Origin of the sequence: Vibrio pelagius, from assembly GCF_024347575.1 — a bacterium.
Taxonomy (GTDB): Bacteria; Pseudomonadota; Gammaproteobacteria; order Enterobacterales; family Vibrionaceae; genus Vibrio; species Vibrio pelagius.
Window position 1 is genome coordinate 195,678 of sequence record NZ_AP025504.1, and the last position, 14,068, is coordinate 209,745.

The window sequence follows — 14,068 nt, forward strand, 5'->3', positions numbered from 1 at the left end:
AGGGGATAAATTACCTACCCAAAGCGCTGTTTAAGCCTTTTAATAGGCTGTAATAATAAATTCACTTTTAACGTTAGTTCTCTTTAGTCCCTGTAAATAAAGGGGTTGCGCAACAGTTTCGCATCTTATCAACAGTTATCCACAAAATCGGTGGATAACTTTAGGGATAAGTTAATTAAGGTGTCACACGAGTCATCTTCGAGCCTTTGTGCTGTCGTACTTAGGCCGATATTGGCCTGTTTTATCTCGCTCTTTTTTTCATTCACACATACCGAGTCAAGCAATAAATTTTGTTTTTTTAGTTTGACTTTTGACGACGACAAACTAAGACCTTGATAAAAATGTGATTTAATTCACCGTCAATCCTACGTAGAATACAAAGTAGTTAATTTTAGGCTTTAGAGTTCAATGAACCAGAACAAAATGGATAAAAAACAACCGTCTATTGCGATAGTTGGCGGTGGTATTGCAGGTGCAACCAGTGCCATTCATTTCAGCGAGCGTGGATATGCGGTCACTTTGCTTGAAAAAGGGCCAAGCTTGGTGAATGGACCTCCGATTTGCCATTTGCATGCTGGTGGAAATTTGTATCGTGATATTTCTCAAGAGCAATGTCTTCAACTCCTCGCTCAATCTATCGATACTGTTCGCTTGTTTCCTCATACGCTTAATATTCGACCAACAGTGATTGCAGTACCTCATAGTGATGGAGGGCAACCTGAAGAGTTGTTACCTCGCTTGAAAGTCATTAAATCGGCATATCAGGCTTTGGTTGAACAGGATCCGAGTAATCAAGTGCTCGGAAACCCAGACGAGTACTACAAGCTCTATGGAAAACAAGAGCTAGTCGCTTTATCAACCAAAAAACAACCTAAAAATCCAAGAACGTTGGATGAGTGGTGTATTCCATTCGCAAAGCACACTGATCTAGACACGCTGAAGTACCCAGTCGCTGTAGTTCAAGAGTATGGATTGAGCGTATTTCGTTTGTCTGCAATGGCGCAGCTGTCGTTAGAAAAGCAGAGCAACTGTAATATTCTTACCCACAGCCGACTCATATCGGTGACCCAGTTAGACGATGAGTGGGAGCTATGCTATTTCGATCAAAAAGGGAATAAGCAGAAGTTTACCGCCCAATACCTGATTAATGCGAGTGGCTTTGAAACCGGTGTTGTGGACGATTATGTTGGTTCCAAACAAGAACGTCTTGTGGAGTTTAAAGCTGCGTACGTAACGGATTGGGCAGATTGTCGCGAACATCATGAAGAGTGGCCAGAAGTGATATTTCACGGGCCGCGAGGAACACCTCAAGGCATGGCGCAGTTAACACCTTATGCAGACGGTATATTTCAACTCCATGGTATGACTGAAGGGATTACGTTGTTTGAAGGTGGGCTAGTGTCTTCCTCTGCCGAATCTTCTCAACCCCAACTTCCACAGAAGTTACTGAAGAAGATTGTATCCGGCTGGACTGAAGAGCAGCTAGAGCAGAGAACACAAGCAGCGATTACTCATATGGCTCAATTTATTCCTAGCTTTAAATCGGCAACGATAGGTGGGAAGCCTTTGTTCGGTGCTCAACAGATTCCAGGGACTGATCCTAGTTTACGAGCTTCTGACGTCTCTTTCAGTGGCGAAAAATACGCAAGATTAGAGGTTGTAAAAGCGTCTTCCACTTTAGAAGCGGCTCAGAAAATTAATAGTCGTTGGTTTGATGGTCAAGGGCAGCAGACCACGATTGAAGAGACACACCCTGTGACAATGTCACTTAATATCGATGATGTCGAGGCAAAAGCGATCACTTTGACCCAAGAGCGTGGCTACCCGGCAGCTTTAGCAATTGTTACAGGTGAAAGTCGACTCATTTAGGCTTGTTGATATTTGTTGGTAAGTCATAGGAAATGGAAAGGGTGACTCTTGTTCGAGAGTCACCCTTGATTATGTTGTGATTGGATAACGGATCTCGTTTAGTGACTAACGGTTACAGTTCAATAACCAAAGAACCTTGCCCATTGACACCAAACTTCTTGAAGCCCCAAGCGATCTCCCGCAATAAAAGAGACCTGCTGTCCTGGTTTGGCTTGCGCTAATCTCGGCAAATCGATACGCGCAATGCAACCTAGTTTTGGGTATCCTCCAATTGTCTGTCTGTCATTAAGAAGAATAATCGGTTGTCCATCTTTTGGTATTTGTATCGCTCCCAACGCGATACCTTCAGACAAAATAGTGATAGCCGGTGACTCAACAGGCTCGCCACTCAATCGATAGCCCATACGATTGGAGTTCTGACTGACTGTAAAAACGGTGTTGTAGAAGGTAGATTTAGCGGCCTCTGAAAACAGGTGCGACTGATACCCTTCAACCACTCTTAGTTTGAGGGGGCGGTTGTAATCTGGTGTATAACGGAAAGTCACACTTAGAGCCTTAAAACCCGCTGGAATAGGGTGCTTATCAAAATGAATCTGTTGATTAGCTTGGCAAGCTTGCCCATCCAGAGTCAGCCCGCCAACTTTCTCGCGCACTACCGTCGAAGCACTGGTTAAGCTCACTGGCGCTTTAAAACCTCCGCTCACGGCTAGGTAAGCTCTGAGTCCGTTTTTTGGTAATCCAAATGAAAGAACTTGTCCTTTACGAGCAACAAAAGTCGACCAATTCGTTATTGGAACGCCGTCGAGCTTAGCTTGCAGATCCCCACCCGTGATAGCCAATATACAGTCTTGGTTAATTTCGGCTGCACATTGCCCTAAAGTAATCTCGAGTGCGGGGCTGTTAATAGAATTCTGAAGTAGATGGTTTGCCCAACTGTATGCGTAATCATCAACGGCACCGCCTTGTGTTAGCCCTAAATGTGAAAGGCCATAGCGTCCAAAGTCTTGGATTAGCGAGAGTGGTCCAGGTTTTAATATTGTTATGGAGCCCTTAGTCATTCAAGCACCCCTCCAAGGTCAAGAAAATCCTGCCTACTGATTGCTTCAAACCTCACTTGATCGCCTACGTTAAAAAAAGAGGCCTCGTTCAAATGTTCTACAGACACCTGACTATTGAATAACTGTATGGGAGAGCGGGCAATAATATTCCAACCACCTGGAGATTGATCTGGGTAGACCGCTGTTTTTCTATCAGCAATTCCAACACTGCCTTTTGGAACAGAGAGACGCGGCGTTTCGTGCCTCGGCATAGACAGTTCCACTACGACATCGGAAAGAAAAGCAAACCCTGGCATAAAACCGACGGCGCTGACTTGATAGGTGGTATTGGTGTGAAGCTCAATGAGTTGGTCTAGCGATATACCTTGTTGCTTAAAACGGGAGAGATCGAGAGCAGTTTCTTTGCCGTAATAGGCAGGTATAGTCAATGTCGCTGTCGAATGATTACTGAAGACACAATCTAGATGTATATCTGAAACCAGTTGTTCTAACTGGCTAATAAACGTCTGCTCTTGTACACGATACGGAAGGTAGTCTACGAGAATTGTGTTGTAGGAAGGCGTAACGTTCATTAAGTAGGGCTCGAATGCTTGCCGTATTGTCTGAGCTATGGAGGCAATAGCGGTAGAGGCGTCTAGCGCCATTGAGCTAGGTCTATTTTGTTGTGATTTTGTTAGCGATCTCATTTCGCTATTAAGATCGAGTGTGATCATTATGCTGCACTCGGCTATCGGCTCGATCGTTACATTAAATGTTGGTTTCCTCATAAGCTTCCGTATTTATTGAAGAAAGATAATAGAGATATTAATAAGTGCTACCTAAGTGCATTGATGTCTTGGCTAATACGCTTAATCAAAGCGATGGATTGAGGGTTGTCGCCATGGACGCAAATTGTGTCCGCTTCAATTTCAAGTCGCTCACCCTCAATGGTGGTCACAGAGCCATAGTTTACTATCTGCATGACTTGATTATAAATATCATCTTGGTGGGTATATACAGAACCAGACACAGAGCGTGGGGCGAGCTGTCCATTATTGAGATAGGCACGGTCTGCAAAGGCTTCAAGTAAAAGTGGAAGGTCGTAATTGTCTGCAATATCGAGGAATTTTTGATTATTGGCGGTAGAGAGAATCATAAGTGGGATTCCAAACCCTGAAACGGCTTCCGCGATTGCATTGAAGATTTGCGTATTCGCCATCATGTCATTATACAAGGCGCCATGAGGCTTAACATAATGCAACTTGCTTCCATGATGTTGGCACAAAGCTTTTAATGCTCCAACTTGATAACAGACGAGTTCCGTTATCTCTTTCATCGAGTGCGGAATAGAGCGGCGGCCAAAGCCAACCAAATCTTGATACCCGGGGTGAGCCCCCACCTGAGTATTGTAATGGTTCGCAAGTTTAATGGTTTTCGACATGACGTGTGGATCTGAAGCATGAAAGCCACACGCTACATTGGCCATATCTACCCACTCCATGACGGCTTCGTCGTCACCCATTTTCCAACTACCATAACTTTCACCCATATCGCAGTTGAGTAGTACTTTTGTTGTCACAGACAGATTATCCTTAATTTTTAGTGCTTCTAGACGTTCCACTAAATCACTGATTTAAACAGTGATCACATTCAAACTTCCATTAACTTAACGTGTTACATGGTCTATAACGAAATATAAACGGCAATCGTGCCTAAATGCTAAATATCAATAGAAAAAGCAAATTTAACAAAGCCTTTACCCGCTATGCTTTAAACTTAATCATACATGTATTGGCTTTAGTTTTGCCTACATTTTAGGAATAACTTGTTGTAACATAAGGCCAATATACATATACATAAAAACAGGGCTTAACATGAACGTTTTAGTAACCGGCGGTATGGGCTACATTGGCAGCCATACAAGTATTCAGATGATCAAAGCAGGGATGACTCCATTCATCTTTGACAATTTATATAATAGTAAGCCAAGTGTGCTTGAGCGTATTGAAAAAGTTTCTGGTGTTAAGCCTGTTTTTGTTGAAGGTGATATTCGTGATAAAGCTCTTTTAATTGAGACGCTAAAGCAGAATAACATCGAAGCTGTCATCCATTTTGCGGGCCTTAAAGCAGTTGGTGAGTCTGTAGAGAAACCGCTTGAATACTATGATAATAATGTTAACGGAACCCTTGTGCTTGTAGATGCGATGCGCGAAGCGAACGTCAAAACTTTAGTATTCAGCTCTTCAGCGACAGTATACGGTGATCCAGCCAGTGTACCTATTACAGAAGACTTCCCAACGAGCGCAACCAACCCTTATGGCCGTAGTAAGCTAATGGTTGAAGAGTGTCTAACAGATTTCCAAAAAGCCAACCCCGATTGGAGCATCACTTTACTTCGTTACTTTAACCCAGTAGGTTCACACCCAAGCGGCGAGCTGGGTGAAGATCCACAAGGGATTCCAAATAACCTAATGCCATTTGTTTCTCAGGTTGCTGTTGGACGTCGTGAATTCCTATCTGTTTTTGGTAGCGATTACCCAACAAAAGACGGCACTGGCGTGCGTGACTACATCCACGTGATGGATCTTTCTGATGGTCACATCGCTGCACTAGAAAAAGTGGGTAAAAAGGATGGTCTTCATATCTATAATTTAGGAACTGGTAACGGTTCTAGTGTTCTAGAAATGGTAAAGGCGTTTGAAGAGGCAAGTGGTAAGGAAGTGCCTTATAAACTTGTAGAACGTCGTCCGGGAGACATCGCTGAGTGCTGGGCTGATCCTGCTAAAGCTGAGCAAGAGCTAGAATGGAAAGCAACACGTACACTATCAGAAATGACGGCAGACACGTGGCGTTGGCAGTCTAACAATCCTAACGGTTTTCCTGGTTAATTTAATAAATTCAGGTCGATTTATTTACCAAAAAGGTGCCTTAGGGCGCCTTTTTTGATCTGAATCGTAATAAAAGTAAATTTGTGGTTAAAAAGTATCTTTACGTATTCATTGTGTTACTATACGCGCAAAATATATCTTTAATGTTAATTTTGTTCGGAGTTAATCATGGAATTAGGCCTAATCGTTACTTTCATCGTCGCTGCAGCTGTTATGGTTAAGAAAGAAATGGCAGAAAAGTAATTTCACTTCCCCTTTTTATTACAATTTTGAGTGAAATGATGAAAAGCCAGCAGATATGCTGGCTTTTTTGTACTTTTAAGCTTTGTAAAACGAATTAAAATTCGTAGTTTGCAGAGATACCCCAGTTACGACCTGGTTGAGATTTAAAGTCTTTGCTGAACTTTGAATCATGTGCACTTCCAGATAGATCACTGTATAACCAGTACTTCTTATCAAGAGCATTAAACAAACCAGCACGAAGAGTTAGGTCAGTGATTGGACGGTAATATGCCGTTACGTCAACAAGAGTGTAGCCAGCGGCATCTCTATTATCTTCGCTATGCCACTCGTCTTTTGCTGCAACCATTTTCACATTTAATGCTGTACCGAAAGTTTCTCTTTCAAGTCCTAAACCAACTGTGCCTGTTAATGGTGCTACAGAATCAATTGATTTACCTGTCGTTTTGTCTTCTCCGTCTGCATAAGCAACAGCTAGGCGAGTGTAAGTTCCGAATGGTGCGTCAATTAAGCTATCCAAGTTGATAGTTGAAGATAGCTCAGCGCCGTAGATTGTCACTTCATCTAAGTTCTCTTTAGTAAGGACGTCTTTACCGCCTTGCTCGCCGGACTTAGTCTGGTTAATGAAGTCAGTGTAGTCTGTATAGAAAGTAGATAGTTCAAAGCGAGCATGCTCGTTTTTACCACGAAGACCTAACTCATAAGAAAGGCTCTTCTCAGCTTTCAGATTAGGGTTAGCTTCTATGATTGCACCTTGGTTGTAGAAGTAGTACAAATCGTAAACAGTCGGTGCTTTGAATCCTTGACCAATTTGACCAAATACAGCCAAATTGTCATTGATATGGTAAACAGATCCTAGTTTAGCTGTAAACGCATCATTTTCGTTCTTGTCATATTCAGTCGTAAAGCCTTCATCCGTTGATGGATCCGCAACGAAAGAGTCGTAACGTAAACCAGCAGTTAGAATCAAACGATCTTCCATAAGGAACGCTTGGTCTTGAACAAATGCACCCCATTGGGTGATTTTCGCGTCTGGTATACCTGTACTACCCGGAGTGACAGTACCTAAGTCGAATTTATAGTCGGTATTTTTTAGCTCGAAATCATTTTTTAGGTAACTAAATCCGTAAGTAAATTCATGATCAGAACCGCTGATGTTAACCAACTTCGATAGTTGTGCATCAAACTGCATCGTTACGTCTGAAGCATCACGTTCGCGCATACGTCTGCCATTAGAAGGAGTAGTATCATAGTTCTTACTTAACGAGCTAGAATCTTGGTAGCTAACTGACCAATCGAGAGAATCGGCAATAAAAGTATTGATCTCAACCTGATGCTCTACAGTTGCACGGAATCTTTTGTTTGTATCTTCGTTGAAGTTATCTGTGTATGTGAACCCGGGCATGATCGAATAACCATTATAATTGAGTTCATCTTCATCGTATTGGCGGTTGTAATTCTCAATGGTCAAGCCGATTCTATTAGAATCAGACACATTGTAGAATGCCTTGCCTAGGAAGTTACTTAGCTCAGTATCTGCTGGGTTAGCTGCTCCGCGATCTGGACCTTCAATATCAGAGCCCGAAGAGTGCGTTTCCGTCTCGCTGCCTTGCGCATATGTAGCCATCACTAAAGTTTCTAGCTTACCTTTACGCATTGCCCAAGATAAAGTGTTTTTGAACTGTTCGTCAGCAGATGTGTAACTAGATTTAATTCCAAAGCGATGTTCATCACCCTCAGTACGTAACATGTCTTCAGGGCTTTTCGTTCGAAGCATCACAGCACCACCGATTGCATCAGAACCATAAAGGGTAGAGGCAGGACCTTTGTTTACTTCAATAATTTGTAGAGTATCAATTTCGATAGCATTTGAATATTTTCTCTGCTCAGTTGCACCTGGATTGTATGGTGTAGGCTGCCGTACACCATCGATCATCATCTTGACTCGGTCGCCTTCGACACCACGGATGTTAAAGCCAGAGATCCCGAATCGACCGCTACCATTTGCGTCCACGCCAGGTGTGTACTGTAGAGCTTTCTTTACGTCCGAAGACATTTGATTATCAATATCTTTCGATGAAACTGTTTCAATAGAGCTAGAGACATCTTCTTTATTTTGTTCAGTTCTTGTTGCGGAAACAACAACTTCATCAAAAAGTGAATATTCTTCTGCATGAAGAGCAGGGGATACAGCTAAAATAATGGAAGCTGACAATAGTGACTTTTTATACATTGATTTGAAACCTTAAATCCATAGTAGGTTGCTTGGGCGTATGCCATGCTATTGGATCTAAATGAGAATTACTATTGTTATCATTGTTATTTATTGAAATGGAAATATTTACACAGCCAATGCGTCGGTATAAAATTCTTTTTAAAACATGCAATTAGATGTGTTATTGAAATTATCAATAGTTCAGTTTAATTTTATTTTATGTGACATGAGTCACTTTCTGAAAAGAGGTGTAATTTGCAAAGTCCAATCACTTTAGAGGCATTACACATTTTAGATGCCATCAGTCGTCGCGGCAGTTTTGCAGCTGCTGCTAACGAGCTTGATAGAGCACCGTCGTCTTTAAGCTATCAAATTCAAAAGCTTGAACAGGATTTGGACATCATGATCTTTGATCGTTCTGGTCACCGAGCGAACTTTACAGAAGCTGGGCAGCTTATTTTAGAGCAAGGCAGAGTTATTTTAGGTGCGACAGAGAGGTTAGTTAAGGAAGCCAGTATCCTAGCGAATGGTTGGGAGCTAGACCTGACTATTGCATTTGACGGCATTCTACCGGTATCAAATTTTTTTCCACTCATTGATGAACTTGGAAAGATCAGTAAGACTCGTGTGAAACTGCAAGAGGAAATTCTGGCGGGGTGTTGGGAGTCTTTAATTGAAGATCGTGCCGATTTGTTGATTTGCCCTAAGATGGAAGCAGTACCGAATGAAATGAAGAGTGAGGTCATTGGTAAGCTTGATATGATGTGGGTGGCGTCAACGGATCACTATGTACACAAGCGTGCTGGTGAGTTCGATCAGAAGGCTAGAGAAAGTTACAGGGTAATAGCGATCGCTGATACTGCCCGTGACAAGCCGGCTATAAGTGTCAATATCCTTGAGCGTCAACCAAGAATGACAGTGACCAACTTTGCTGCAAAGGTGGAAGCGATCACCTCAGGCTTGGGGATTGGAACACTGCCAGCAGTTGTAGCTCAACCTCTTATTGAGAGTGGCGCGATTAAACAAATTGCAGGCACGGGAAAGCAGAGTATGGATATTGTCATCGCATGGCGACGAAACAAAATGGGGGATGCCAAGTCCTGGTGCATTCAACATCTAAAAAAGACTTGGCCACTTAAGTAACATTCAAAATGTCACGTCATCTGACTCACTTTATCGATTACGGCTGGAGGGGTAATACCATGTCAGCCGTGCCATCTTCAAAACTAATGTCCAGTTTGAACCCCATTTTCTTGGCGAGCATTAACATGCCTCGATTTGTCGGCATTGTCATCCCAGAGATCTGTTTGGTTTGTTTCGACTGACAGTAGTCGATAATTTTCTTCATCAATACTTTACCTAATCCTACGCCTTTCAAGTCAGAGCGTATTAATATCGCAAACTCGGCATCGGTGTTTTCTGGATTGATCAATGCTCTTGATACGCCAATGATGCATGGTTCGCCTTGTTCTTTTCTGATCACCACAAAAGCTATCTCTCTATCAAAATCAATTTGAGTGAGGTTGGCGAGCGCTTCGTGATTAAATTCTCCTACGTCACTAAAGAAGCGTTTATAGAGATCCTCTTTAGTTACTCGGCTGATAAAGTCGGCGTGTATTGGCTCATCTTCAGGTAGGATAGGCCTTAATAAGGCCGTCGAGCCGTCTTTTAATGTAATAGTCTCTTCGAGCTCCACAGGATAGGGGCGAATCGCCAACCTTTCTTGTGCGTCTCCTTCGTAACGCTCTAACGTAATATCTGCATCTAAAATGGTAAATTTATCGCCATTAGCCAGTACTGGATGTATATCCAGTTCCTTTATTTCAGGGCAGTCGACCACCATTTGAGATATTCGGACTAAGAGCTCTGATAGCCCTTCAATGTCGATAGGGTTCGGGAGTTTCTGTAAACGAATTTTCTCGCTCTTAATGGCTCTTATAATCAAATAGCGAGCAAGTGTCATATTGAGTGGCGGAAATGCTGCCGCGGCGTCTAATGATTCATCCCATTCAGAGCCACCTTGCCCCAATAAAATGATTGGTCCGAATGTTTCATCAGTGGTGACTTTAATTCTAAGCTCCTGTCCGCCGGCAAGCTTTGCCATACCCTGAATCAACAACCCGTGGATATTTGCGGTTGGGTAGGAGAGTTGGGTGCGATCGAGTATCGCTTGTGCAGCGTTGGCAACTTCGTTGCTATTCCTTAGATTCAACATGACGCCTTGTACATCTGATTTATGTGGGATGTCAGGAGAACGAAGCTTAACAGCAACTGGGTAACCAATTGTTTCTGCAATATGTACCGCTTCGCTAGGGTCAGAGGCTATCCAAGTGGGCAATACATCTAAGTTGAAGTGCTTAAAATATTGGCTATTTTGGTGAGTATCAAGAACCACTGTTTCTTTATCCAGTAGTTGTGTGTTTATCCAATTTTTCGCATCCGCCAGATCATCAATGTGAACTTTTTCTGCTGTTGTTGGGGTCTCCATTAGCTGTCGCTGGTTGCGTCTGTATTCGACCAAATGCATGAACGCAACAATTGAACTTTCCGGAGTGCGGTAGGTTGGGATTCCTGCATCGGTAAAGAGCTTCCGTGCTGGCTTCGCTGTAAGTTCGCCAGACCAGTTCGTCAATATGTTGAAATGCTTATGCCTTGGATGTCGTTTGATCGCTTCAATGATTTTTTCCGCCGTTCGCGCCGAATGTGCAATGGCTGAAGGGCTATGCATAATCAAAATCGCATCAGCTTCATCTCCGTCTAGTAGGGTATTAATGGCGTCGATATAACGTTGTTCACCAGCATCACCTACAATGTCAATTGGGTTGCTGTGAGACCAACTTTCAGGCAATTGCTGATTGAGTTTTTGATAAGTACTTTCCGACAATTCGGCCAGTTTTCCACCTCGTTCGAATAAAGTATCAACTGCCATTATCGCTGGACCACCACCGTTTGTCACAATGGCAAGACGTTCACCTCGAAGTGGAACTGAATGCGTCAATGTTTCTACGGCTGCGAACAATTCATGCATGTTCTTAACGCGCAGCATGCCGCTACGTCGAATTGCTGAATCATAAATAATATCGAGAGTATCAGTGCCACCAGTATGAGCCATTGCCGCCGCGCGTCCGCGCTCGGTTCTACCGCCCTTCAACACTAATATTCTTCGGTTACGCGAAGCCGCTCGCGCTGCTGAAATGAAGCGACGTGCATCTTTAATAGTATCGATATAAAGCAAGATTGCTTCTGTATGAGAATCGGTACTCAGGTAATCAAGTAACTCTGAAAAGTCGATGTCGCCACCATTGCCTATAGAAATGAAGGCAGAAAACCCGATTTCTTTGTCATTCGCCCAGTCTAAAATTGTGGTACACACAGCTGCAGATTGTGAAACGAAGGCTATTTTTCCAGGGAGTGCTGAAACTGGAGAAAATGATGCATTGAGGTTTATCCAAGGAAGTATGATTCCCAGGCTGTTCGGCCCCAAAACTCGAATGTGATTCTCTTTTGCAATCTTTAAACACTCGCACTCAATTGTGGTGCCATCTGACGTTAGTTGGTGCATATCAGACGAAAGAACAATCACCGAACGAATGCCTTTGTTGGCTATATCTTTGAAAAGCTGAATATTGCGTGAGGCGTGAGTACAGAGAATGGCTAAATCAGGCGTAATAGGAAGTTGTGAAACACTTTTATAAGAGAGAACACCAGCGACCGAATCGTATTTGGGTGTCACTGGCATGACTGCGCCTTTGAAATCACCATGAAGTAAGTTGTTCATTACGATGTAGCCAGCTCTAGACTCTCGCTTTGACGCTCCGATGACAGCAATTGAACGAGGTTTCAGTAACGAGTCGAGTGGGTTCATAATACTTCCTTTAGATAAACACACCATCATCCTAGCGTACTTTTCATAACCAGGTTGATGGGAATTTCACCGAAATTAGATCATGTATGCGATATGCGATTAAGTTTGTGAAATAGGTCACCCGTAAATTGTGTATAATATTAAAGTTAACTTGATTCTATACCGAGCTATCGGCATGATTTATAGTAGTTATTTATTAAGGACGTTGAGCTTTCCATGAAAAAAATTGCAATTGCGACTCTGCCACTTCTGTTGGCTGCGTGTGTATCCGAAAACTACATTACGGATGTGACTTCAGAAAGTTATCAAGAAGAGTACAAAACTGCGCAAGTTGAAGCTCCGGTCGTTTCCAAATCAGACCAAATGGGCTCAGGCGTTAGCGAAGAAAACGTAACTGTAAACGTTGTTAAAACTGAACCTGTTAAACAAAAAGTTACTCAGACAACAACCGTAAAACCAGTGGCTACAGTGAAAGGTCCTTCTAAGAAGCAGCAAATGAACCAACGTTTTGGTTATACAGTTCAAGTCGTGGCTGTGGGCAGTCAAAGCAAAGTGGATTCTTTTGTGAATCAACTACCAACAACATCCCAACCTGTTTGGGAGAACTACAAGGTAGTGAATGGAACCAAATGGTTCACGGTTCTTTACGGTGACTACGCAACAAAAGCTGAAGCGAAACACGCTATCTCAACGCTTCCAAAGAGTTTCCAAAACTTGAAACCGTTTGTTAAAAGTATCGACGAGATCAAGAACTCAGCATATCCTACATTGAATAAGCTTAACTGATCATTTAGAGAGGGAGCCTTAGGCTCCTTCTTTTCTTCTATCGTTGTATTAGAGCAATAGTTAGACGTTTAAGCTTGATATCAACACTTTCACCTTCAAAATACTGAAACTCTCACTCGATTTGTTTATCATTGAGTGAAAGTAAACCGAGTTCTCAAGGACCGAAAAAATAATGAACACCACAAATATCCTTCTTCTATGCGGTGGCGGCTCATCAGAGCATGAAGTATCGTTAGTATCAGCTGGCTATCTTTTCGAACAGCTTAACAGTATTGAAGATTTCAATGTTGTACGTGTCGAAATCAAAAGTGAAGGGTGGTGTCTCGATTCGGGCGACTTGGTTTACCTAGATATCAATAACCAAATGCTGTGTGGCGAAAAAGAGCAAATGAAAATTGACTTTATTGCACCTTGTATTCATGGTTTTCCAGGTGAAACTGGTGATATCCAGTCTCTGTTTGAAATGGCTAAGATCCCGTACTTAGGTTGTGGTTCAGAAGCAAGTAATAACAGTTTCAATAAAATCACATCAAAGTTGTGGTATGACGCCCTAGGAATTGCGAATACACCGTATCTTTTCCTTTCAGACAATAACGAACAAAGTCACACAGCTGCGAAAGAAGCATTTGAGAAGTGGGGCAAAGTGTTTGTTAAAGCAGCAAGACAAGGGTCTTCTGTGGGTTGTTATAAAGTGACTGAAAGTGAGCAACTCGAAGAAGCCGTGAACAAAGCATTTACCTTCTCTGACCAAGTGTTAGTAGAGAAAGCGGTTGTACCTCGCGAGCTAGAGGTTGCAGCTTATGAAATGGATGGTCAACTTTACATTAGTAAGCCAGGTGAAGTAATTGCTCCCAATGGTGCATTTTATACATATGAGGAAAAGTACGGAGCAGACAGCCATTCAACGACGAAAGTTGAAGCAACGAATTTAACTCAAGAGCAATTAAAGCAGATCGATAACGACGCTCGCAAAGTATTTACTCAAATGAAACTTCGTCATCTGTCGCGAATCGATTTCTTCCTAACAGAAGATAATGAAATTTATCTCAATGAGGTGAATACTTTTCCTGGTATGACACCTATTTCGATGTTCCCGAAGATGGTCGAGCACAACGGTCACGCATTCAGCGCATTTCTTGAAAACTGTGTACGCTCTAGCCTTAAATAA

10 protein-coding genes are annotated in these 14,068 nt (G+C 42.6%); 5 read left to right on the forward strand and 5 right to left on the reverse strand.

Features of this window, described 5'->3' with window-relative positions; translation table 11 throughout:
• Positions 1-408: 408 nt before the first annotated feature.
• A complete protein-coding gene (locus vsple_RS15110) occupies positions 409-1,869 on the forward strand; it encodes an FAD-dependent oxidoreductase (RefSeq protein ID WP_261883708.1) in 1,461 nt (486 codons plus the stop codon).
• Between the two features lie 119 nt (positions 1,870-1,988).
• Here vsple_RS15110 and vsple_RS15115 read toward each other — a convergent pair whose 3' ends face one another.
• The 3 genes from vsple_RS15115 to vsple_RS15125 form a co-directional block, all read right to left on the reverse strand.
• Complete coding sequence (locus vsple_RS15115; protein WP_261883709.1) at positions 1,989-2,927, reverse strand: 5-oxoprolinase subunit C family protein; 939 nt, start codon at positions 2,925-2,927, stop codon at positions 1,989-1,991.
• Entirely contained in the window at positions 2,924-3,640 is a 717-nt protein-coding gene (locus vsple_RS15120; protein WP_261883710.1) for a 5-oxoprolinase subunit B family protein, read from the reverse strand. The genes vsple_RS15115 and vsple_RS15120 overlap by 4 nt, the downstream gene beginning before the upstream one ends.
• A gap of 101 nt (positions 3,641-3,741) precedes the next feature.
• Entirely contained in the window at positions 3,742-4,485 is a 744-nt protein-coding gene (locus vsple_RS15125) for a 5-oxoprolinase subunit PxpA (protein WP_261883711.1), read from the reverse strand.
• 295 nt (positions 4,486-4,780) lie between these two features.
• Between vsple_RS15125 and galE the strand changes: the two genes are divergently transcribed.
• Entirely contained in the window at positions 4,781-5,794 is a 1,014-nt protein-coding gene (gene galE, locus vsple_RS15130; RefSeq protein WP_255232773.1) for a UDP-glucose 4-epimerase GalE, read from the forward strand.
• Positions 5,795-6,131: 337 nt separating this feature from the next.
• Here galE and vsple_RS15135 read toward each other — a convergent pair whose 3' ends face one another.
• Complete coding sequence (locus vsple_RS15135) at positions 6,132-8,267, reverse strand: TonB-dependent hemoglobin/transferrin/lactoferrin family receptor (RefSeq protein ID WP_261883712.1); 2,136 nt, start codon at positions 8,265-8,267, stop codon at positions 6,132-6,134.
• A 237-nt stretch (positions 8,268-8,504) separates the two neighbouring features.
• Here vsple_RS15135 and vsple_RS15140 point away from each other — a divergent pair, with 237 nt between their 5' ends.
• A complete protein-coding gene (locus tag vsple_RS15140; protein WP_261883713.1) occupies positions 8,505-9,392 on the forward strand; it encodes a LysR family transcriptional regulator in 888 nt (295 codons plus the stop codon).
• Between the two features lie 37 nt (positions 9,393-9,429).
• On the opposite strand, the gene vsple_RS15145 is transcribed toward vsple_RS15140, so the two are convergent.
• The gene (locus vsple_RS15145; RefSeq protein ID WP_255232770.1) at positions 9,430-12,114 is read right to left on the reverse strand and encodes a bifunctional acetate--CoA ligase family protein/GNAT family N-acetyltransferase; all 2,685 of its coding nucleotides are present in this window, start codon (positions 12,112-12,114) and stop codon (positions 9,430-9,432) included.
• A gap of 216 nt (positions 12,115-12,330) precedes the next feature.
• On the opposite strand from vsple_RS15145, the gene vsple_RS15150 reads away from it, so the two are divergent.
• Both vsple_RS15150 and vsple_RS15155 read left to right on the forward strand, forming a co-directional pair.
• A complete protein-coding gene (locus vsple_RS15150; protein WP_261883714.1) occupies positions 12,331-12,900 on the forward strand; it encodes an SPOR domain-containing protein in 570 nt (189 codons plus the stop codon).
• A gap of 172 nt (positions 12,901-13,072) precedes the next feature.
• Positions 13,073-14,068, forward strand: coding sequence for a D-alanine--D-alanine ligase (locus vsple_RS15155; RefSeq protein WP_261883715.1), 996 nt, complete (start codon positions 13,073-13,075; stop codon positions 14,066-14,068).